Here is a 22019-nt window from a genome sequence, read left to right on the forward strand (position 1 = left end):
CCGTGCCAGCCACCCAAGCAAGCGCTTGGCTAAAACTTGTGTCCAGAGTTTACAAACCAAGCGCTTGCTTGGTAGTCTCGATCCCAGCCATTCGAGGAAGGATTTCTCATGAGCAAGACGGTTCGTATCGGCTGCGCCAGCGCGTTCTGGGGTGACACCTGCACCGCTGCCGCGCAGTTGGTGCACGGCGGCAAGCTGGATTACCTGGTGTTCGACTACCTGGCGGAAGTCACGATGTCGATTCTCGCCGGTGCGCGAATGAAAGATCCTCAAGCCGGCTACGCCACGGATTTCGTCGAGGTGCTCACGCCGCTGCTGGCCGAGATCCAGCACCAGGGCATCCGCGTGATCAGCAATGCCGGCGGCATCCACCCCCAGGCCTGCGCCGCCGCCCTGCAAGCTGCCTGCGATAAAGCCCGGATCCCGCTGAAAATCGCCGTGCTGCTGGGCGACGACCTGCAACCCCAGCTCAAGCACCTGCACGGCATCACCGACATGTTCAACGGCGCGCCGCTGCCGCCCCTGTGCGTCTCCGCCAATGCCTACCTCGGCGCACCGGGCATTGCCCAGGCGCTGCAGTTGGGTGCGGACATCGTCATCACCGGCCGGGTGGTCGACAGCGCGGTGGTCAGCGCGGCACTGGTGCATGAGTTCGGTTGGTCGTGGCAGGATTACGATCGCCTGGCCCAGGCTGCGTTGGCTGGGCATATCATCGAATGCGGCGCTCAATGCACCGGTGGCAACTTCACCGATTGGCGCGACGTGCCGGACTACGAGCACATCGGCTTTCCCATCGTCGAAGTCAGCGCCGACGGTCAATTCACCGTCAACAAGGTCGAGGGCAGCGGCGGACTGATCAGCGAACTGAGCGTGGCCGAACAGCTGCTGTATGAAATCGGCGACCCGCACGCGTATCTGCTGCCCGATGTGATCTGCGATTTCAGCCAGGTGAAGTTGCAGCAACAAGGCAAACATTGCGTACGCCTGCACGGTGCCAAGGGCCTGCCGCCGACCGCGCAATACAAGGTCAGCGCCACCTACCCGGAGGGCTTTCGCTGCACCGCCAGTTGCCTGATCGCCGGGATCGATGCGGTGGCCAAGGCCGAGCGCGTCAGCCAGGCGATCATCAACAAGACCTCGGAGCTGTTCAGCCAGCGCGGCTGGGCGCCCTACACCGAAGTGAATATCGAACTGCTCGGCAGCGAAGCAACGTATGGCGCTCACGCCCAGCGCCACGACTGCCGCGAGGTGGTGGTCAAGCTGGCGGTGCGACACCCGAGCAAGCAAGCGCTGGTGCTGTTCGCACGCGAGATCGCCCAGGCCGCCACCGGAATGGCGCCGGGGTTGACCGGGATTGTCGGTGGCCGGCCAACGGTCTACCCGCTGATCCGCTTGTTCTCGTTCCTGATCGATAAGGCCGCCTGCGAGGTGGTGATCGACTTCCAGGGCCAACGCCACGTCTGCACGCTGCCCGTCGCCGACGCCCCCCTCATGCCTGCCGCCCCGATGGATCCACCCAAGCCCCAAGGCCACGCCGACGCCAGCGTGGCGCTGGTGAAACTCGCGGTGGCGCGCTCCGGCGACAAGGGCAACCACAGCAATATCGGCGTCATCGCTCGCGATCCCGAGTACCTGCCGTGGATCGCCGAAGCACTGACGCCGGAGGTGCTCGTCGACTGGATGGGCCACGTGCTCGACCCCGTGCACGGCCGCGTCGAACGCTGGTATTTGCCCGGCAGCCACAGCCTCAATTTCCTGCTGGAAAACGCCTTGGGCGGTGGCGGCATCGCCAGCCTGCGCATCGACCCCCAGGGCAAGGCCTTCGCCCAGCAACTGTTGGAAATCCCCATCGCCGTGCCGCAACACATCGCCGATCAACTCACGTAAAGGAGCGTTGCCGTGGCCTTCGACTCGATCCTCAAAGCCGGTCTGTTCCAGGGCCGCACCGTGATCGTCACCGCTGCACAAGGCGGAGCAATAAACCATGCCGCTGATTGACAGCCTGATCGATCCCCACAGCCCGCAGTTCGCGCAGAACCGCCAGGCCATGCTCGAAGGTATCCAGCACCTGCGCCAGCTGGAACACACCCTGCTCGCCAAGGCCGAGGAAGCCAGGCCCAAGTTCGACAAGCGTGGCCAACTGCTGCCGCGCGAGCGCCTCAACCTGCTGCTGGACCCTGGCGCGCCGTTCCTGGAACTGGCGGGCCTGGCGGGCTACAAGCTGCACGACGACAAGGACGGCAGCGCTGCCGGTGGTGGGTTGATCGCCGGCATCGGCTACGTCAGCGGCGTGCGCATGCTGGTGGTGGCCAATAACAGCGCGATCAAAGGCGGCACCCTTTCGCCCTCCGGCCTGAAAAAATCCCTGCGCCTGCAACAGATCGCCATGGAAAACAAACTGCCGGTGGTGACCCTCGCCGAAAGCGGTGGCGCCAACCTCAACTACGCCGCAGAGATTTTCGTCGAAGGCGCGCGCAGCTTTGCCAACCAGGCGCGCATGTCGGCCATGGGCTTGCCGCAGATCACCGTGGTGCACGGCTCGGCCACGGCGGGGGGTGCGTACCAGCCAGGGCTGTCGGATTACGTGGTGGTGGTGCGCGGCAAGGCCAAGCTGTTCCTCGCCGGCCCGCCGCTGCTCAAGGCCGCCACCGGCGAAATCGCCACCGATGAGGAACTGGGCGGCGCCGAGATGCATGCGCAAATCGCCGGCACCGCTGAATACCTGGCGGAAAATGACGCCGACGGCGTGCGCATCGTGCGTGAAATCGTCAGCCTGTTGCCCTGGGATGATCGCCTGCCGTTGCTGCCCAAACGCACTTACGCCGAGCCGTTGTACCCCATCGACGACCTGCTGGGGCTGATCCCCGATGACGCTAAAAAACCCTACGACGTGCGCGAGATCCTTGCGCGCCTGGCCGACGGTTCGCAGTTCCTCGAGTTCAAGGGGGAGTTCGACGCCCATACCGTCTGCGGCCATCTGCACATTCAAGGCCGTACGGTCGGCGTGATCGGCAACAACGGCCCGATCACGCCCAAGGGCGCGAGCAAGGCGGCGCAGTTTATCCAGCTGTGCGACCAGAGCCGCACGCCGCTGTTGTTCCTGCACAACACCACCGGTTTCATGGTCGGTACCGAAGCGGAGCAGCAAGGGGTGATCAAGCACGGCGCGAAGATGATCCAGGCAGTGGCTAACGCGCGGGTGCCTAAACTCACCGTGGTGGTCGGCGGCTCGTACGGCGCCGGCAACTATGCGATGTGCGGTCGCGGCCTGGACCCGCGCTTTATCTTCGCCTGGCCCAACAGCCGCACAGCGGTGATGGGCGGTGCGCAGGCGGGCAAGGTGCTGCGGATCGTCACCGAGGCCAAGCAGTTGAAGGACGGCCTGGTGCCGGATCCCAAGGTGCTGGATACGCTCGAACAGGTCACCGCGCAGAAACTCGACAGCCAGTCCACTGCACTCTATGGCAGCGCGAATCTGTGGGATGACGGGCTGATAGATCCACGGGATACCCGTACCTTGCTCGGCTTTCTGCTGGATATCTGTCACGAGGCCGAAGTCCGCGAGTTGCAGTCCAACAGCTTCGGTGTCGCGCGTTTCTAACAGGAGAACAAGAACAATGATCTTCACCCAGGAACACCAGGAACTGCGCCGCACCGTCCGCGCCTTCGTCGACCGCGAGATCAACCCCCATGTGGACGAATGGGAAAAGGCCGGGCGCTTCCCCATCCACGAAGTCTTCCACAAGGCCGGCGACCTCGGCTTGCTGGGCATTTCCAAACCGGAACAATTCGGCGGCGCGGGCCTGGACTACAGCTACTCGATCGTCGCCGCCGAAGAGTTCGGCACCATCCGCTGCGGTGGCATCCCCATGTCCATCGGCGTGCAGACCGACATGTGCACCCCCGCCCTCGCCCGCTTCGGTTCCGATGAATTGCGCGACGAATTCCTGCGCCCGGCCATCAGCGGTGAGCAGGTCGGTTGCATCGGCGTCTCGGAAACCGGCGCCGGTTCCGACGTGGCCGGGCTCAAGACCCATGCGCGCAAGGACGGCGGCGACTACGTCATCAACGGCAGCAAAATGTGGATCACCAACTCGCCCAGCGCTGACTTTATCTGCCTGTTGGCCAACACCTCCGACGATAAGCCGCATATCAACAAGTCGCTGATCATGGTGCCGATGAACACCCCCGGTATCAGCGTCAGCCCACCCCTGGAAAAACTCGGCATGCACAGCTCCGAGACCGCCCAGGTGTTCTTCGACGACGTGCGCGTCCCCCAACGCAACCGCATCGGCCACGAAGGCGCGGGCTTCATGATGCAAATGCTGCAGTTCCAGGAGGAACGCCTGTTTGGCGCGGCCAATATGATCAAGGGCCTGGAGTACTGCATCGACAGCACTATTGATTACTGCAAGGAGCGCCAGACCTTCGGCAAGGCGCTGATCGACAACCAGGTGATTCACTTTCGCCTGGCCGAACTGGCCACCGAAATCGAATGCCTGCGGGCGCTGGTCTACCAGGCCACCGAGCAGTACATCAAGGGCCAGGACGTGACCCGCCTGGCCTCCATGGCCAAGCTCAAGGCCGGGCGCCTCGGCCGTGAAGTCAGCGACAGTTGCCTGCAATACTGGGGCGGCATGGGCTTCATGTGGGACAACCCGGTGGCCCGCGCTTATCGCGACGTGCGCCTGGTGTCGATTGGCGGCGGCGCCGATGAAATCATGCTGGGCATCATCTGCAAACTGATGGGCACTTTGCCTGGGAAAAAGCCATGAATACCCTGCTGCTCGAACCCCATAACGGCGTGTTGCACATCACCCTCAACCGGCCCGAATGCCGTAATGCCATGAGCCTGGAGATGGTCAACGAACTGCGCGCGGTGCTGGCGGGATTGGACAACCAGGTGCGCGCCGTGGTGATCAGCGGCGCAGGCGGGCACTTTTGCGCCGGGGCCGATATGAAGGATCTGGTCAGCGCAGGCGAACAATTGCAGGCGTTGAACCGGGCCTTCGGCACGTTGCTGCAAGAGGTGGAAGCCGTGTCGCAAGTGGTCATCGTGGTGCTGCAAGGTGCGGTACTGGGCGGTGGGTTCGGCCTGGCCTGCGTGAGCGACATCGCGATTGCCGATCACCAGGCGCAGTTCGGGTTACCGGAGACCAGCCTGGGGTTGCTGCCGGCGCAGATTGCGCCGTTTGTGGTCAAGCGTATCGGCCTGGCCCAGGCACGGCGGCTGGCGCTGACGGCGGCGCGGTTCGATGGACGGGAAGCTGAACGGCTGGGGCTGGTGCACTTTACCGAGACCGACCCGCAGGCGTTGGCGGAGCGTCTGGATGAGGTGCTGGGGCAGGTGCTGCGCTGCGCACCAGGTGCCAACGCGCGTACCAAGGCGCTGTTGCTGGCCAGCGTGGAGCAGCCATTGGGGCCGCTGCTGGACCAGGCGGCGCAGTGGTTTGCCGAGGCGGTGACCAGTGCAGAAGGGATTGAGGGGACGCAGGCGTTTGTGCAGAAGAGAAAGCCTGGGTGGTGCAAGTGACGCCCGCTGAGCATGGGTATCTACACAATTTTCAGTGGTCTGTGGCGAGGGGGCTTGTTTCCGTGGCGGCCTTCGGGCCGACCGCTTTTTGGGGTTTGGGTGAGTGTATATCCGTTGCTGCGGTAACGGCGGCTATGGGTTCCGCCCTTACGGCGGGTCACTTTGGAAAAGCCCCAAAGTAACCAAAGGGCTCTTGCCCCACCACTCGGTACCTCGCCTAGGCTCGGTATGCCCGAACGAAGGCTTGAATCCGTGGGCCGCCGTCATGGGCCATCCTTGGCCCAGGACGGCTAACCCGGCGTCCTGCCGGGTTACCCACGGATTCAAGCCTGCGTTCGGCCAGCGTGGTTAACGGGGCGCCTGAGATCAAGATCAAAAGCCAGAGCCAGAGCCAGAGCCAGAGCCAGATCAAAAGATTGCTGACTTCGTCAGCCGGTAAGGAAGTAGAAGCCACACCGCGTACGCTTCAAAGATCAGGTCGGCTTTAAGGCCGCCTCGTCTTGTTTTTGATTTGGGATCGCCCCGTCAAACACGCTGGCCGAACGCAGGCTTTGGAGCGTGGGTAACCCGGCAGGACGCCGGGTTAGCCGCACGGGGCCATGGATGGCCCATTGCGGCGGCCCACGCTCCAAAGCCGGAGTGAGGGCACACCGAGCCTAGGCGAGGTGCCGAGTGTTGGGGCGAAGCGTTTTTGGTTACTTTTGGCGCTCTTCCAAAAGTGACCCGCTGTAAGAGCGGAACCCTAAGTGGCCGTTACCTAATTAACGGATATACACACGGAGCAAAAAATGCCGCAGTTCACAAAAATCCTGATCGCCAACCGCGGCGAAATCGCCTGCCGCATCCAACGCACGGCCCAGGCATTGGGCTACCGCACCGTCGCCGTCTACAGCGACGCCGACGCCCAGGCCCTGCACGTACAGATGGCCGACGAAGCCGTGTGCATCGGCCCTGCGCCGGTACAACAGTCCTACCTCAACATCCCGGCAATCCTCGAGGCCGCCGAAAAAACCGGCGCCGACGCCATCCACCCCGGCTACGGCTTCCTCTCGGAAAACTCCGGTTTCGCCCGCGCCTGCCAACATGCCGGCCTGACCTTCATCGGCCCCAGCGCCGAGGCCATCGAACTGATGGGCAGCAAGCGCCTGTCCAAACTCGCCATGCTGGAGGCCGGCGTGCCTTGCATCACCGGCTACCAGGGCAGCGCCCAGGACGACACCTGCCTGCAGCGCGAAGCCGAGCGCATCGGCTACCCGTTGATGATCAAGGCCAGCGCCGGCGGCGGTGGTCGTGGCATGCGCCTGGTCCACCGGCCAGAGGCGCTGCTGGACAACCTGCACAGCGCGCGCTCGGAAGCGAAGAACGCATTTGGCAGCGACGAACTGATCCTCGAACAGGCACTGATCGAGCCGCGCCACGTCGAGTTTCAGCTGTTCGGCGACAGCCACGGCAACCTGATTTACCTCGGCGAACGCGACTGTTCGATCCAGCGCCGCCATCAAAAAGTCATCGAGGAAGCGCCCTGCCCGGTGATGACGCCCGAACTGCGTCAGGCCATGGGCGAAGCCGCGCTCAAGGCCGCACGCGCGGTGAATTACGTCGGCGCCGGCACCGTGGAGTTCCTGCTCGACCGCAACGGCCGGTTCTACTTCCTGGAGATGAACACCCGCCTGCAGGTGGAGCACCCGGTCACCGAGCTGATCACCGGCCTCGACCTGGTGGCCTGGCAACTGCTGGTCGCCGCCGGCCAGCCGCTGCCGCTCGCGCAGGCGCAGGTGAGCCTGGGCGGCTACGCCATGGAAGTGCGCCTGTACGCCGAAGACCCGGCGCAGCGCTTCCTGCCGCAAACCGGTGAGGTGCTGCGCTGGGCGCCGGCCGTGGGCGTACGGGTTGACCATGGGCTGTGCGAAGGTGAAAAAATCGGCCCGTTCTATGACCCGATGCTCGGCAAGCTCATCGCCCATGGCGCCACCCGCGAAGAGGCCCGGCGCAAACTACTGCGGGCGGTGGAAGATACCTTGCTGCTGGGGGTGACGACCAATCAGCGCTTGTTGGCGGATTTGCTCAAGCACCCCGACTTTATCGGCGGTGATTTCAGCACCGGATTTATCGCCGAGCACTTCAGCGAAATACCGCGCCAGACCGCCACGAGCGATCAGCTCGCCCTGGCCGCCGCGCTGTTTTACCAACACAGCGCTGACCAGCATCCCCACGGCCTGGCGGGATGGCGCAACAACGCCAGTGTGCCCTGTACCTTTCGCCTGGAGGTCGACGGCGAAATCCACACCCTCACCGCTCCCCCTCTGCCACTCAGTACCGATGGGCGTCATGCCACTCTGGTGCTCAACGGCATTCGCCGCCGCATCGCCTATCACCTTGAGGGCACCCGGTTGTGGCTGCCCGGCCTGACCGTGACCAATCGCACTCAGCAAGTTGTCGCCCCCCCGGCCGACGCCGGCAGCGGCAAGGTCAAGGCACCGATGGACGGTGCCATCGTCGACGTACGCGTCAGCGCCGGAGAACACGTGACCAAAGGCCAACTGCTGCTGGTGCTCGAAGCCATGAAAATGGAGCATCCACTCAAGGCCGACAGGGACGGCGTGGTCAAGGGCGTGCAGGTGATGGCGGGCGATCAGGTGCGCAATCGCCAGGTTCTTCTGGAGATCGAATAACCACCTAGTCGGAACTACAAGGCCGGGCTACGCTCTATCCCCAACGGGAAAGGACGAGTACGGGAACCTGCGCGATGCCTCATTGGCTGATTATTGACCTTGAAGCCACAACGGATGAAGGCGGCTGGCCCGTGACGGAGATGGAAGTCATCGAGATCGGCGCGAGCCTGGTGAACCGCCAGGGCCGCGAACTCGACCACTTCCAGCGTTTTGTGCGGCCGCTGCGCCGTCCATTGCTGACGCCCTTTTGTCGCAAACTGACCCATATCACCCAGGCAAATATCGACACCGCCGCACCGATGACCGAAGTGTGGCCGCTGTTCGAGCGCTGGCTGGGCCAGCATCAGGCGCGCCTGGAAGGCTGGGCCAGTTGGGGCGACTACGACCGTCAGCAACTGGAACTGGAGTGGCAGCGCCATAGCCTGGCCAGTGCGCTCGCCCAAACGGCCCATGTAAATCTCAAGCAACGCTTCGCCAAGGCACGGCGCCTGGACAAGCCCCTGGGGCTCAATGGCGCCCTGCAATTGGCGGGGATGCAGTTCCAGGGCCAGCAACATCGAGCGCTGGAAGATGCACGCAACACCGCACGCCTGCTGCCACTGATTTTGCCGGTCTAGGCAGTTTCCCTGGCCTTGGGCATACTGGCCGACCTTTCCAGACCCTTTTTCCGAGGATTCGCCCATGTTCAAAGTCAACGAGTACTTCGACGGCACCGTCAAGTCGATCGCTTTCGGCACCGCAGAAGGTCCGGCGACCATCGGCGTAATGGCCCCGGGTGAATACGAATTCGGCACCGCCCAGCGTGAAATCATGCACGTGGTGTCCGGCGCCCTGACCGTCAAGCTGCCCGACGCCAACACCTGGGAAACCTTCGCCGCCGGCAGCCAGTTCAACGTACCGGCCAACAGCAAGTTCCAGTTGAAGGTCGCGGTGGACACCGCTTACCTGTGCGAATACCGCGGCTGATTGCTGCGCCGCAAAAAAATGCCCGTCTCCTGCGAGACGGGCATTTTTTATGGGCGCATGACTTATTCGAGGATGATCACCGGCATGCCCACTTCCAGGCGGCCCACGCCATCGTTGACCAGGTTCTGGCCAAAAATCGCGCCGTCCTCCGTCTTGCGGTAGGCCTCCAGCGTCACAAAAGGCTCACGGTCAGCGCTGCGCTCGCCGGTGTGCGGATCGATAGTGGTGAGAATGCAGCGTGAGCAGGGTTTGACTGCGCGAAACTCCACATCACCGATGCGCAGGCGTTTCCAGCCGTCTTCGGCGAAGGCTTCGCTGCCCTCGATCACAAGGTTGGGGCGAAAGCGCAGCATGTCCATGGGACGGCCGACTTTCTGCGAGAGGTCGTCGAGGGACGCTTGCCCGATCACCAGCAACGGATAACCGTCGGCAAACGCTACCTGGTCATCATCGCGGCCGTAACCCGCTTGGGTGGTGCGGGCACGTTCCAGGGGGATTTGCACCAGCCGCGTGGGCTTGCCGATAAAGTCGCTGACCCAGGCGGCAGCTTCGTCGCCGGCGTCCGGCACACGCAAGGTGTCGCGCCAGATGGTCACGCCGCGCAACTCGGCCTCGTTGCCAGGCAGCGCCACGTCCAGCGGCGCGTAGCCAGGCGAACTGAGGGTCAGGCCACCGCTGCTGTTCCACAGCGCCGACAGTTGGCTCATCTTCGCCACGGCGCGCTGGGTGAGGAAACGCCCACTGGCCTCGTCCACCAGCATCCAGCGTCGATCCCCGTCCAACCCGAGTTTATCCAGGCCGATCTGTTGCAGGATTTCGGCCCTGCCGGACTTCAAGGGATAACGGTACAACGCGCTGAGACGGAGCATGGGCCTGCATTCCTGAGGGGCAAAGCCGTCACCCTAAGGTCAAGCGGACGCTTCGTCCAGCATCAGGCGCTGGCGTACCACATCCACCAGCTTGTCCGGCTGGAACTTGGACAGGAAGTTGTCGCACCCGACCTTCTTCACCATCGAGTCGTTGAAGCTGCCCGACAGCGAGGTATGCAGCACCACGTAGAGCTTGCGCAGGCGCGGGTCGTTGCGGATTTCGGTGGTGAGGCGGTAGCCGTCCATCTCGGGCATTTCGGCGTCGGTGAAGATCATCAGCAGCTTGTCGGTCATGACATGGCCGGCGTCAGCCCAGGCCTTGAGCATGTTCAGCGCCTTGAGACCGTCGCTGGCGATGTGCATCTTCACGCCCAGTTGGCCGAGGGTGTCGCGCAATTGCGACAGGGCCACGTTGGAGTCGTCCACCAGCAGCACTTCGCGGCCACGGGCGCGTTCCAGCACCGGGTCGTCGAGTTTTTCGCGGGAGACCTTGGCGTTGTATGGCACGATCTCGGCGAGGACTTTTTCCACATCGATGATTTCTACCAACTGGTCATCGACCTTGCTGATGGCGGTGAGGTAATGCTGGCGCCCGGCGCTGGTCGGCGGCGGCAGGATGGCTTCCCAGTTCATGTTGACGATGCGGTCCACGCCGCCCACCAGGAACGCCTGCACCGAGCGGTTGTACTCAGTGACGATGATGGTGCTGTTCGGGCCGGGGACCAGCGGGCGCATGCCGATGGCCTGGGACAGGTCGATCACCGGCAGGGTCTGGCCACGCAGGTTGACCACGCCACAAACAAAGGGGTGGCGCTGGGGCATCAGGGTCAGCTTGGGCAGTTGCAGGACTTCCTGCACCTTGAACACGTTGATGGCAAACAGTTGCCGCCCGGCCAGGCGAAACATGAGGATCTCCAGGCGATTCTCACCCACCAGTTGCGTGCGTTGGTCTACCGTGTCGAGAATGCCGGCCATTAAGAGCTCCTGGTGTGCGCTGGAAAGTAATGCGCGAAGTGTTTGTGCAGTTAGCTTGTTATCGGCCGCAAGTACCGGACCTTGACCCCGGTAAAATGCCACGTAAATCCATTGATGTCACACTGACATCATGCTTTACTGCCGAAGCCTGTTCATACGGCGGTACAGCAACGTTGCGCGACACTCAAATCGACGCAAGGTTCCGCCGTGTAAGGGATTCCCCTATGCACAATCAGGCCCAACCTGATATTCGCAGTATCTAATAGCCATTAATGTGACGCCATTCTCATTGCATGAATGGAGTCAGGCTTTTGTTTGCCATCCCAAGCCCTCGTCCCATGGGTCTTCCAGACGTTTACGTCGCGGCAACTGAAGGTGTGCAATCGAGCCCACTCATGGGGGCTACGCACAGCCGTCGCCGCCATTCCAATAAACGTCCTACTGAAAACTCAGAAGCAACCTACATATTCCCGTTACCTTTCAGCGGTAGTTTTACGCCATTCACCCGGTGCGACTTCTCATCACCCGACCTTATGTTGTGGAGACTTGCATGATGAACGACGGTAACGAGTGGCAAGTTGCACTACCTGAGTTCCTGCGCGAGGCTGAAAAGCTGCTGACCAAGTCGGAAGAATGCCTGAGCCACCTGCATTTGATCCGCAACGACAGTGACGCCATCGACTGCATGAAAATCAGCCTGATCAAGCTTGCCGAAAAGGCCGATTGCCTGGCCCTGCAAGCGATCAGCGAGTTCTCGCGGCATATCCAGGACGTGATCGCCAACGCCGAGAACCCTTTGCAGTTACATGATCAAGCCCTGGAGGCCCTGCATGACTGCTTGACGTTGCTGGCCTGGCAGCTGGAACTGATCGATGCAAAAACTGGCCAACTGACCATGGATAAAGAAGAACAGACCAAGTTGATTGACACGGTCACCTTACAAATTCCGCAAAAGGGTTTCAGTTACAAGCCGCAACAACGTATGCATCATTTGTCTTGAAGCGTTATCAGGTCGCATTCAAGCACAGGGTTATCTAAAAACGACGGTTCCAACTAACCCGCTGAAACAGAATGGCGCACACTAATATCAATGTGCCATTAACGATACAAACCCTTTAAAATAATACAACCTCACTTCATCAACTCTGGGATTATCATTCCCCGAGTTTTTGCGCGTTTAAATAGGCCCGCCAGGCAAGGCACCTGGCGACCAACGGTAAGAGTGGTGGTACTATGCCCCCGCTTGAAGTGACTCAACTTCAACCTGCTTGAAAACGATTCAAGAACGTATTCCAAACAGAGCCCGGTCAGTCGCGACCGGTCTTTTCGCAGCGAACCTTATTGGCTCCATCCGCTATGCATGCCAGCCTCAAGACATTCATCGCAAGGTCCGCGTCCCGCAGTCACGCACGCCGTTTGATCCTCGCCCTGTGCCTTGGCTCGCTACTGCTGAGCCTGTGGGCCTACAGCCGCTCTGCGCCGCTGCCACTGATGGTGCTGCTGCTCAACCTGGCCACTTTGGTGGTGGTTGGCCTGCAACAGTGGCGCTCGCGTAAATCCATCAAGTTCCAGCCCCAGGAGTTGGCCGATCGCCTGTTGCAGGTGCAGGAAAACGAACGTCATCGCCTCAGCCGCGAACTGCATGACGATATCGGCCAACTGCTGACCGCTGCCAAGCTGCAAAGCGAATGGCTCAAGCGCCGCCTGCCGGATGAGCTGCAAAGCCAGTGCAGTGTCCTGTGCAACACCTTGAATGAGACCCTGGCCAAGGTGCGCGACGTGTCCGCCATCCTCAACCCCCGGCAGCTCGCCAGCCTGGGCCTGGAAGCCAGCCTGCGCGCACACCTGCTCAAGACCCTGGAAAACACCCCCGTGCACTGGAGCCTTGAATGCCAGCAACGGCTGACCGGCATTCCTGAAGAAATGGCCGTGGCGGCCTTTCGTATTACCCAGGAAGCCGTGACCAATATGCTGCGCCACGCCCAGGCGCACAATCTGCTGGTGCGCCTGCAACGCCTGCCCGAGGGCCTGTCGCTGACCATCTGCGATGACGGCCAAGGCTTTTCGCCCGCCATCAACCCCGGCCTGGAAGGTCAACGGGGCATGGCCGGCATGTCCGAGCGCATTGATCAGCTTGGCGGTTCATTATCCGTCAGCAGCCAACCAGGCAACGGGACACGGATCGAAGCGCTTTTCCCCTGGGCGCCCCGCGCCCTAGAACGGGCCAGCGCCCCTAAGGTTATCGAGTGAGCTGTACATTACTCCTGGTGGATGACCATACACTGATCAGGGCCGGCGTACGTGCGCTGGTCCAGGATATTCCCGGCTACACGGTGATCGGCGAAGCCAGCGATGGCGCGCAGTTGTTGGAGCAGTTCAACGCCTTGCTGCCGGATATCGTGCTGTTGGACCTGTCGATGAAGCACACCAGTGGCCTGGACGCTCTGCAGCAACTCAAGCGCGTGCACCCCAAGAGCAAGGTGCTGATCCTGTCGATGCACACCGACCCGGAGCTGATCATGTGCGCGCTGGAGGCCGGCGCCCACGGCTACCTGCTCAAGGACACCACCGCCAACGAGTTGGAGCACGCGCTGCTGGCCTTGCGCAATAACGAGCGCTACCTGAGCCCCGCGATCGCCCACACCGTGATCAACCAGGCGCTGGTGCGCAGCCAGGGGCCCGCCACGCCCGCCGGCCACAGCCATAACCTCACGGCCCGTCAATTGGAAATCCTGCGCCTGATCGTGCGCGGTAAATCCACCCGCGAGATCGCACACGGCCTGGGCCTGAGCATCAAGACCGTAGAAGCTCACCGTTCGCAAATCATGAAGCGCCTGCAGATATTCGACGTGGCGGGCCTGGTGTTATTCGCCGTGCGCGAGCAGATCATCAGCCTGGACGACTAGGGGCGAACCCACCGGCAGATGCACGCGCAGGGCCTTGGGCAAGGCCTCGAAGTGCAGGTCGTCACCTTCCAGCGGCTCGCCATCAAGGTTTATGTACAAACCCTGTGCGACCTTGATGTTCACCCACGGCAGGCGTGCCCGCACGAACATCGCGTCCAGCTCCCAACCGTTGCCCATCAGCTCGCGCAAGGTGCCGACCACTTCCTGGGGCGCCGGCAGGATGCTGACATCGAGCAAGCCATCGTCGGCCAATGCGCCAGGGCACAGCACATGCCCACCGCCCGCCTGGCGACCGTTACCGATGCCCAGCGCGAGCAGCTCGCCTTTCCAGTGGAAATCCGGCCCGTCCAGCTCGGCATAGGCGGCCTTCAACTCGCTGAAGCGCGTCAGGCCGGTGAACAGGTAGGCGGCGCCGCCGAGGACTTTCTTCAGGTCTTCGGAGGTATTGGCGGTGACCTGGCTGCCGAAGCCGCCGGTGGCCATATTGAGGAAAATCTGCCCGCCGACCTGGCCGAGGTCGATCGCACGGGGCGGCACATCCAGCAACGCCAGCGCCTGGGCGGGCTCCAACGACACGCCGGCAGCCTTGGCGAAATCATTGGCGGTCCCCAGGGGCATCAGCACCAGGCTGGCGTCGCCCTTGGCCTGGGCCATGGCCTCGGCCACGTCGCGCAAAGTGCCGTCGCCGCCGCCGGCAATGATGTGGGTGTAACCACCCTCCAGGGCCTCCTTGACCAAGCGCTGGGCATCACCGCCCTCCCAGGTCACCCGCACCGCCAGCTCCCAACCCTGCTCGCGCCGGGCCAGCACGGCGCTGCGCACGTCCTCGTTGAGGGCTTGCTTGCCGTGGAGGATCAACAGTGCCTTGGGTGTGGTCATGGATGGCTTACTCCTGGATTCAAAGGTGCTTGAAGGATGTGGACCTTGGGCGACCGAAAAAAAGCCATGAATATTGAAAATTAATCCCGCGACTGATTAGAAGTTATCCATCGCGCTGCACATCGACAGCTTGCCCTTGGACGCAGGCTCCACAGCGACCCACTGCTTGGCGCCCGCCGGCAGTTCATGCAACTGGATCGAACAATTGGCATACATGGACGCCTGCACCATGTAATCCACCCCGGGACGAGGCACGAAGGCCATGCTGGCGGAGCATTGCCGGGAATACCGCAATTGCCCCAGGTAATGAAAGGCGATCGGCTTGTTCGCCGGCACCACCAATTCCGACGACACCGCAGCCGCCCACGAATAAATCGGCCCAGGCATGCCCAGGCTTTCACCGTTGTGATCGGGGAAGCCCGCTTTCGTCGAGGCCATCACCCCGGCGCCCGGCACGTTCCAGTCCAGGCAATCACGCCCCGGCACGGCGCGCACCAGACCATCGGTGATCAACCGCACGCGGGCGGTCTCGCCGGTCTGCGGTGCAACGTAGCCAGTGGACAGGGAACGGATATTCGCCACCTGGCCGCAGCCTGTCAGCAGCACCAGCAGCGCCACGGGAACCACACGTAAAATGTTCATCAGCAGTCAACTCGCAGAGGAATAAAGGGCCGCTTACGGCTGACGGCAATTCTGGTTGACCGACAGCTCTGGCGCCGGCTCGTACTTCACCTGCTGCAAGCCATCAGCGCCCTGGAAGATGAAGTACTTGATCCGGCAGTCCTTGAACATCGGCGAATAACCCTCAGCCCGGAAGCCTTGGCCATCGACCTGCTTGGTCACGGCGTTATTGCGGCTGACCACCGCAAGCACCTGGGCATAGCTCTGGCCCATCTTCACTCCCGGCTCGCCGGTGACCGTCATCGACGAGGCGCAACCGCCCAGCCCTGCCACCGCCAATGCCAGCGCGACGCCGTACAGTCCATTGCGTAGATCGTTCATTCCTTGCTTCCTTTTAGTGTTGGATCAGCGGCGACCTTCGCACACTGGTGATTCGCCGATACGGCCTTCCTTGCACAGGTCCAGGTTATCCCTGCGCGTGAAGCCCGCATCTTTCATGCAGTAGAACCGCGTCAGGACCACATCAATTGGCGACGTGTCTCCCACCCCATCCAGATTCGTATATCCGCAAGCGCGCATGGCATCGTCGACCCCCTGTTGCGACACGCCGCTTTTTTTCCATTGGGTATAGTCCCCTGGCGGAGGCTGAAAGCCCCTGCCCGTGCAGCCAATCAATAACACCGCGTAAACACTCAGCAGCAGGCTCGTCCTGAACATCGTGCTCTTCCTCAGGGGTTACGTAGATCGTTCACGCGCCAGCACGTCCCTGGCATTGCCCATGGCCCAACGTCAGGTTAATGCCGCTGGCACGGACGCAACGTCCTTGCACCGGATCATCGACAGGATTCATTGGACATCTTCGGCCTGATTGCCACTGAGCACTACGCGGTCGATCTTGAAGCACGGCGTTTGATTGCGCGGTAAGCGCGGAGGTGGCGACGCAAGACGGCAGCAAAACAGAGGGTTTTGCTCGAGAGGGGGATCAACAGACATTTCGCATCCTTGTGAATGAAACTTCCTACATGCGCAGGTTGGTCATCACAAAGACGTAAAAGTGCCATGGACAAACATGGCACTGTGACACATTCGACACAATCAGCCGCAGCCGACACCCTCGACTTTCAAGCCTGAAGGCTCTAGCTCAGGGCACAGAGAGGTTTTGCACGGTATACACGGCGCAATCAGCTTTTGTGTAATTTACTCATCAACTGCGCCTCAGCCTGGGTCAAACCACACGACTGGGTCAGTTCATCCACGGTAGCGCCCATGCCCACCAGCTTCGCAGCCTGGGCAAATGACAGGCTGGAAGGGTCACGCTGCTCGATCTGCGCCAGCTTGTCCGGCAACGGTGCAAGAATGGCGCGCAGTTCATGCACCTCATCCCCGACCTTCACCGCCGTCTGCTGGAAGTGGTCAACCCGCTTGACCAGCTCCAGCACACGCCGATCACGCACCGCATCACGCTCGGCCTGCTGCATCGCCAATTCCCGCTGCTGGCTCATATAGCGCAGCAGAAAACCCAGGGTCCCGGCCCACAACAGGGCCAGGACAATCACCGCGACCTCAAGGAACAATCAGATGCTCTCCAGTTCCGACCATTCTTCTTCGCTCATCATTTTGTCCAGCTCAACCAGAATCAACAGTTCGTTGTTCTTGTTGCACACGCCCTGAATGAACTTGGCCGATTCCTCGTTGCCCACGTTCGGCGCGGTTTCCACTTCCGATTGGCGCAGGTAGACCACTTCCGCGACGCTGTCGACCATGATCCCGACCACTTGCTTGTCGGCTTCGATGATGACGATACGCGTGTTGTCGCTGACTTCGACCGTGTCCAGGCCAAACCGCTGGCGGGTGTCGATCACCGTCACCACGTTGCCGCGCAGGTTGATGATGCCCAGCACATAGCTTGGCGCACCAGGAACCGGAGCGATCTCGGTGTAGCGCAGCACTTCCTGCACGCGCATCACGTTAATACCGTAGGTTTCGTTGTCCAGTTTGAAGGTAACCCATTGCAGGATCGGATCATCCAAACCTTGTGCGGACGCTGACTTGTTCATATCTCTGACCCCTTCAAATGCCGATGTAGGCGGCGTGTGTACTTCTTTTGGCCGCACGCGCGTGCGGCCCTTATTGTCCAATCAACTGCGTTTGTTCACCGGCATCGCTTTAACGGCACCGCTGGCGATCAACTCGGCCAGTTCGGCAACGTCCAGCAATGCGCACATGTGTTCGATCACGGTACCTGCCAGCCAAGGCCGCTGGCCGCGGTGGCTGCGCCATTTGATTTCATTCGGGTCCAGGCGCAGCGAGCGGCTGACTTGATGCACCGCCAGCCCCCATTCGTAGCCCTGCACCGAGATCACGTATTGCAAGCCTTGGCGGAAGTCATCGCGGTAGCGGTCGGGCATCACCCAGCGCGCGGTGTCCAGCACCTTGAGGTTACCGGCCTGGCTCGGCAGGATGCCCAGGAACCACTCCGGCTGCCCGAACAATGGCGTCAATTCCTGGCCTTCCAGGGAATAGATCGAGCCCAGGCACACCAGCGGCACCGCCAGGGTCAACCCGGCGACGTCAAACAGCAAACATTCGAACGGCTCGGCAGCCCAGGCCGGGCGATCATCGCCGCTCACCGGCGGTGGCGTGATGCTCGGCGGCAGGTGCACGTCCACGACCGGCTCGACCACCACAGGCGCGACGGGCGTGACCACCGGGACGACAACCGGCACGCTCACAGGCGCGACGAGTGCATCACGGGCCTGTTCTTCCAATACAGCCAACTGGAACTCATCCAGGCTGCTCGACGACGGCACTTCGACCACCGGCTCCAGCACCAGAATCGGTTCCGGCAATTCTTCCGCGGTCGCGTCCTGCAGCAAGGCATCCAGATAGGATTCCAGTGCCAGTTGCGGGCGGGTCTTGACCTTGAATTCGACGGGACGGTTCATCATCAGGCCACCTGCGCCACAAGCTGCTGGGACAGCAGGTGCTTGAGCAATGCACGGTAAGCCAGCACGCCACGGCTTTTACCGTCGAACTGCGACGGCGTGAGCCCGGCACGGCTGGCATCACGCAGGCGCGTGTCCACCGGGATGTAGCCATTCCAGATGGTCTCCGGGTAGGCGTCGCGCAGTACGCGCAAGGTGCCCAGGGACGCCTGGGTGCGGCGGTCGAACAGTGTGGGCACGATGCTGTAGGGCAACGCCTGTTTGCGCGAACGGTTGATCATCGCCAGGGTGCTGACCATACGCTCCAGGCCTTTGACCGCCAGGTGCTCGGTCTGCACCGGGATCACCAGTTGCTGGCTGGCCGCCAAGGCGTTGACCATCAGCACGCCGAGCAACGGCGGGCTGTCGATGATGGCGTAGTCGAAGTCCTGCCACAGTTGCGCCAGGGTCTTGGCAATCACCAGGCCCAGGCCGCTCTGCCCCGGCGACTGGCGCTCCAGGGTGGCCAGCGCGGTACTCGACGGCAGCAGGGAAATGCTTTCGTTACTGGTGGGCAACAGCAATTGCCCGGGCAGGTCGGCCGGTACGTTGCCTTTGTGCAGGAACAGGTCGTAGTTGCTGTGCTCCAGCGCATCCGGGTCGTAGCCGAAATAGCTGGTCATCGAGCCGTGGGGGTCAAGGTCGACCACGACCACACGCTTGCCCGCCTCGGCCAGCAAGCCGGCTAAAGCGATGGAGGTGGTGGTCTTGCCGACTCCACCTTTTTGATTGGCAACTGCCCAGACTCTCATTCGGATGGTTCCTCCCGGTGGGCACACGCGCGACCGAGACATTGCATAAGGTTATTGAGCCGGCGACGGAGAATTGACGGCACTCTGCTGAACCGGCGGCTTTGCAGGGGCCGGTGCAGTTTGTGTGCCAGCGCGCTTCAAGGCCGCATCCGGTGTTGCATTGGCGGTACCGGTACCGGTCAGGCTACGGCGCACCTCCAGGTTTCGGGACACCACCAAGACCACCCGACGGTTGCGTGCGCGGCCTTCGAGCGTGGCGTTATTGGCCACCGGCTGGAACTCGCCATACCCCACCGACGCCAGGCGCCCAGGGTTCACGCCCTGCATCGCGAGCATGCGTACGATGCTCGCGGCACGGGCCGATGACAGCTCCCAGTTGGTCGGATACTGAGCATTACTGATCGGCACATTGTCGGTAAAGCCTTCAACGTGGATCGGGTTTTCAAACGGTTTGAGGATCGCCGCGACCTTGTCGATGATGGTGAACGCCTGGTCGCTGGGCAACGCATCGGCACTGGCGAACAGCAGGCTGGAATTGAGTTCGATCTCCACCCACAACTCATTGCCGCGCACGGTCATCTGGTTGGAACTGATCAGGTCGCCAAACGCGGCACTGATGTCGTCGGCGATGCTTTTCAGCGGATCACTGGTGCCGCCCACGCCGGCAGCGGTTTCGTCGCTGTCGTTGACCAGCGGCTTGGCCGGGGTCACGGTCTTGGGCCGCTCTTCGCCGATGGGGATCGGCTTGAGCGAGCGGTCGGCGTCATTGAACACACCGATCAGCGCCTGGGAAATGACCTTGTACTTGCCTTCGTTGATCGACGAGATGGAATACATCACCACGAAAAAGGCGAACAGCAAGGTGATGAAGTCCGCGTAGGACACCAGCCACCGTTCGTGGTTGACGTGTTCTTCAGGCTCGCGACGGCGACGGCTCATTGGCAATACTCCCCATCAATCCATGAAGCCCTGGAGCTTCAATTCGATGGAGCGTGGGTTCTCGCCCTCGGCAATCGACAGGATGCCTTCAAGCAGCATCTCGCGGTAACGGGACTGGCGCATGGCGATCGACTTGAGCTTGCTCGCCACCGGCAACAGCACCAGGTTGGCACTGGCCACGCCGTAGATCGTCGCGACGAACGCCACGGCAATGCCGCTGCCCAGTTGCGACGGATCGGCCAGGTTGCCCATCACATGGATCAGGCCCATCACCGCACCGATGATGCCGATGGTCGGCGCGTAGCCGCCCATGCTTTCAAATACTTTGGCGGCGTTGATGTCGCGGCTTTCCTGGGTGTAGAAATCCACTTCGAGAATGCTGCGGATCGCTTCCGGCTCGGCGCCGTCCACCAGCAACTGCAGGCCTTTGCGCGAGTAGCTGTCGGGTTCGGCATCGGCCACGCCCTCAAGGCCCAGCAGGCCTTCCTTGCGCGCGGTAAGGCTCCAATTGACCACGCGATCGATGCCACCGGCCAAGTCGACACGCGGCGGAAAAATGATCCAGATGAGGATTTGCATTGCACGCTTGAACGAACTCATCGGTGACTGCAGCAACGCGGCGCCCACCGTGCCGCCAATCACGATCAGCGCCGCCGGGCCATTGGCCAGGGCGCCAAGGTGACCGCCTTCGAGGTAGTTGCCGCCAATAATGGCGACAAACGCCAGGATGATGCCGATCAGGCTCAATACATCCATCAGAGGCAGGCCTCCACCAGATGCTTGCCGATGTCGTCCAGGCTGTAGACGGCGTCGGCCAGGTCAGCCTTGACGATGGCCATGGGCATGCCATAGATCACGCAGCTGGCTTCGTCCTGGGCCCAGATCGCACTGCCGCCCTGCTTGAGCAGGCGCGCGCCTTCACGGCCATCGGCGCCCATGCCGGTGAGCACCACCGCCAGAACTTTGTCGCCGTAGGACTTGGCCGCCGAACCGAAGGTGATGTCCACGCACGGCTTGTAGTTGAGGCGCTCATCGCCCGGCAGGATTTTGATCGCGCCACGGGCATCGACCATCATCTGCTTGCCGCCTGGGGCCAGCAACGCCAGGCCAGGCCGCAGGATGTCGCCATCCTCGGCTTCCTTGACGCTGATGCGGCACAGCTTGTCCAGGCGCTCGGCGAAGGCCTTGGTGAACGCAGCGGGCATATGCTGGATCAATACGATCGGCGCCGGGAAGTTGGCCGGCAATTGGGTCAACACGCGCTGCAAGGCTACCGGGCCGCCGGTGGAGGTGCCGATGGCGACCAGTTTATAAGCCTTGCGCTTGGGCGCAGGCGACTGCGCAGCCGCCGGTGCCGACGTCCGCACCGGCGGCACGGCAGGCCGTGCAACCGGCGCAGACGCCGGGCGACTGAACGAGGAACTGGTCGGTGCAGCCGGCGCAGCCACCGGTGCCGGCGCAGGGGCTGGCGCGCTGAACAGGCTGCGGCGGTTGCTGCGGGAAATACTGTGGACTTTCTCGCACAGCAGTTGCTTGACCTTCTCGGGATTACGCGAGATGTCTTCGAAATTCTTCGGCAGGAAGTCCACCGCACCCGCATCCAACGCGTCGAGGGTCACTCGGGCGCCTTCGTGGGTCAGCGAGGAGAACATCAATACCGGGGTCGGGCAGCGTTGCATGATATGCCGAACTGCCGTGATGCCATCCATCATCGGCATCTCGTAGTCCATGGTGATCACGTCCGGCTTCAACGCAATGGCTTGATCAATCGCCTCTTTGCCGTTGGTGGCCGTGCCGACCACCTGGATGCTTGGATCGGCGGAAAGAATTTCCGAGACGCGGCGGCGGAAGAAACCCGAATCGTCCACCACCAGGACCTTGACTGCCATAAACACTCCGTTAGGTGGGGTGGGCAATACCGCC

Annotated in this window: 23 protein-coding genes; 10 read left to right on the plus strand and 13 right to left on the minus strand. The window is 62.0% G+C overall.

Features of this window, described 5'->3' with window-relative positions; all coding sequences use genetic code 11:
* Positions 1-108 precede the first annotated feature (108 nt).
* The 7 genes from ACHPFG_RS22690 to ACHPFG_RS22720 all read left to right on the plus strand — a co-directional run bounded on the left by ACHPFG_RS22690 (position 109) and on the right by ACHPFG_RS22720 (position 9171).
* Positions 109-1887 (plus strand): acyclic terpene utilization AtuA family protein, encoded by a 1779-nt coding sequence (locus tag ACHPFG_RS22690; protein WP_431700484.1) that lies wholly within the window; start codon positions 109-111, stop codon positions 1885-1887.
* Between the two features lie 97 nt (positions 1888-1984).
* The gene (locus tag ACHPFG_RS22695) at positions 1985-3601 is read left to right on the plus strand and encodes an acyl-CoA carboxylase subunit beta (protein WP_431700485.1); all 1617 of its coding nucleotides are present in this window, start codon (positions 1985-1987) and stop codon (positions 3599-3601) included.
* A 16-nt stretch (positions 3602-3617) separates the two neighbouring features.
* The gene (gene atuD / locus ACHPFG_RS22700; RefSeq protein ID WP_431700486.1) at positions 3618-4775 is read left to right on the plus strand and encodes a citronellyl-CoA dehydrogenase; all 1158 of its coding nucleotides are present in this window, start codon (positions 3618-3620) and stop codon (positions 4773-4775) included.
* Positions 4772-5533, plus strand: coding sequence for an enoyl-CoA hydratase/isomerase family protein (locus ACHPFG_RS22705; protein WP_431700487.1), 762 nt, complete (start codon positions 4772-4774; stop codon positions 5531-5533). Before atuD ends, ACHPFG_RS22705 begins: the two co-directional genes overlap by 4 nt.
* Before the next feature lie 788 nt (positions 5534-6321).
* Positions 6322-8205, plus strand: a complete 1884-nt coding sequence (locus tag ACHPFG_RS22710) for an acetyl-CoA carboxylase biotin carboxylase subunit (protein WP_431700488.1) — start codon at positions 6322-6324, stop codon at positions 8203-8205.
* A 74-nt stretch (positions 8206-8279) separates the two neighbouring features.
* Positions 8280-8822, plus strand: coding sequence for an exonuclease domain-containing protein (locus tag ACHPFG_RS22715; RefSeq protein ID WP_431700489.1), 543 nt, complete (start codon positions 8280-8282; stop codon positions 8820-8822).
* Positions 8823-8886: 64 nt separating this feature from the next.
* Positions 8887-9171: a pyrimidine/purine nucleoside phosphorylase gene (locus tag ACHPFG_RS22720; RefSeq protein WP_131698550.1), complete on the plus strand. Its 285-nt coding sequence runs from the start codon at positions 8887-8889 to the stop codon at positions 9169-9171.
* 62 nt (positions 9172-9233) lie between these two features.
* Here ACHPFG_RS22720 and ACHPFG_RS22725 read toward each other — a convergent pair whose 3' ends face one another.
* Both ACHPFG_RS22725 and ACHPFG_RS22730 read right to left on the minus strand, forming a co-directional pair.
* On the minus strand, positions 9234-10040 hold the full coding sequence (locus ACHPFG_RS22725) for an MOSC domain-containing protein (protein ID WP_145336963.1): 807 nt from the start codon (positions 10038-10040) through the stop codon (positions 9234-9236).
* Between the two features lie 39 nt (positions 10041-10079).
* The gene (locus ACHPFG_RS22730; RefSeq protein ID WP_027603884.1) at positions 10080-11015 is read right to left on the minus strand and encodes a chemotaxis protein CheV; all 936 of its coding nucleotides are present in this window, start codon (positions 11013-11015) and stop codon (positions 10080-10082) included.
* Between the two features lie 550 nt (positions 11016-11565).
* Here ACHPFG_RS22730 and ACHPFG_RS22735 point away from each other — a divergent pair.
* The 3 genes from ACHPFG_RS22735 to ACHPFG_RS22745 all read left to right on the plus strand — a co-directional run bounded on the left by ACHPFG_RS22735 (position 11566) and on the right by ACHPFG_RS22745 (position 13921).
* Positions 11566-12015: a hypothetical protein gene (locus tag ACHPFG_RS22735; RefSeq protein ID WP_431700490.1), complete on the plus strand. Its 450-nt coding sequence runs from the start codon at positions 11566-11568 to the stop codon at positions 12013-12015.
* A gap of 356 nt (positions 12016-12371) precedes the next feature.
* On the plus strand, positions 12372-13265 hold the full coding sequence (locus ACHPFG_RS22740) for a sensor histidine kinase (RefSeq protein WP_431703512.1): 894 nt from the start codon (positions 12372-12374) through the stop codon (positions 13263-13265).
* Positions 13262-13921 carry a response regulator gene (locus ACHPFG_RS22745; protein WP_431700491.1) on the plus strand — a complete coding sequence of 220 codons (660 nt, stop codon included), beginning with the start codon at positions 13262-13264 and terminating at the stop codon, positions 13919-13921. The genes ACHPFG_RS22740 and ACHPFG_RS22745 overlap by 4 nt, the downstream gene beginning before the upstream one ends.
* Here the strand turns inward: ACHPFG_RS22745 and yegS are convergent.
* The 11 genes from yegS to ACHPFG_RS22800 all read right to left on the minus strand — a co-directional run bounded on the left by yegS (position 13880) and on the right by ACHPFG_RS22800 (position 21985).
* Positions 13880-14800: a lipid kinase YegS gene (yegS, locus tag ACHPFG_RS22750; RefSeq protein ID WP_431700492.1), complete on the minus strand. Its 921-nt coding sequence runs from the start codon at positions 14798-14800 to the stop codon at positions 13880-13882. The genes ACHPFG_RS22745 and yegS overlap by 42 nt on opposite strands.
* A 96-nt stretch (positions 14801-14896) precedes the next feature.
* The gene (locus ACHPFG_RS22755; RefSeq protein ID WP_431700493.1) at positions 14897-15442 is read right to left on the minus strand and encodes a hypothetical protein; all 546 of its coding nucleotides are present in this window, start codon (positions 15440-15442) and stop codon (positions 14897-14899) included.
* Positions 15443-15475: 33 nt separating this feature from the next.
* Entirely contained in the window at positions 15476-15802 is a 327-nt protein-coding gene (locus tag ACHPFG_RS22760) for a hypothetical protein (RefSeq protein WP_065940546.1), read from the minus strand.
* Positions 15803-15826: 24 nt separating this feature from the next.
* Positions 15827-16138: a hypothetical protein gene (locus ACHPFG_RS22765; protein WP_431700494.1), complete on the minus strand. Its 312-nt coding sequence runs from the start codon at positions 16136-16138 to the stop codon at positions 15827-15829.
* 464 nt (positions 16139-16602) lie between these two features.
* Positions 16603-16995 carry a DUF2802 domain-containing protein gene (locus ACHPFG_RS22770; protein ID WP_431700495.1) on the minus strand — a complete coding sequence of 131 codons (393 nt, stop codon included), beginning with the start codon at positions 16993-16995 and terminating at the stop codon, positions 16603-16605.
* Entirely contained in the window at positions 16996-17478 is a 483-nt protein-coding gene (locus tag ACHPFG_RS22775) for a chemotaxis protein CheW (protein ID WP_005790025.1), read from the minus strand.
* A gap of 81 nt (positions 17479-17559) precedes the next feature.
* On the minus strand, positions 17560-18366 hold the full coding sequence (locus tag ACHPFG_RS22780; protein ID WP_431700496.1) for a CheW domain-containing protein: 807 nt from the start codon (positions 18364-18366) through the stop codon (positions 17560-17562).
* A 2-nt stretch (positions 18367-18368) separates the two neighbouring features.
* Positions 18369-19157, minus strand: a complete 789-nt coding sequence (locus ACHPFG_RS22785) for a ParA family protein (RefSeq protein WP_065924144.1) — start codon at positions 19155-19157, stop codon at positions 18369-18371.
* A 51-nt stretch (positions 19158-19208) separates the two neighbouring features.
* On the minus strand, positions 19209-20096 hold the full coding sequence (gene motD, locus ACHPFG_RS22790; protein WP_131698558.1) for a flagellar motor protein MotD: 888 nt from the start codon (positions 20094-20096) through the stop codon (positions 19209-19211).
* 15 nt (positions 20097-20111) lie between these two features.
* Positions 20112-20852, minus strand: coding sequence for a flagellar motor protein (locus ACHPFG_RS22795; RefSeq protein ID WP_027603872.1), 741 nt, complete (start codon positions 20850-20852; stop codon positions 20112-20114).
* Positions 20852-21985, minus strand: a complete 1134-nt coding sequence (locus ACHPFG_RS22800; protein ID WP_145336967.1) for a protein-glutamate methylesterase/protein-glutamine glutaminase — start codon at positions 21983-21985, stop codon at positions 20852-20854. Before ACHPFG_RS22800 ends, ACHPFG_RS22795 begins: the two co-directional genes overlap by 1 nt.
* Between the last annotated feature and the right edge of the window lie 34 nt (positions 21986-22019).

The sequence above is a fragment of the Pseudomonas sp. BR20 genome, assembly GCF_050780135.1.
Taxonomy (GTDB): Bacteria; Pseudomonadota; Gammaproteobacteria; order Pseudomonadales; family Pseudomonadaceae; genus Aquipseudomonas.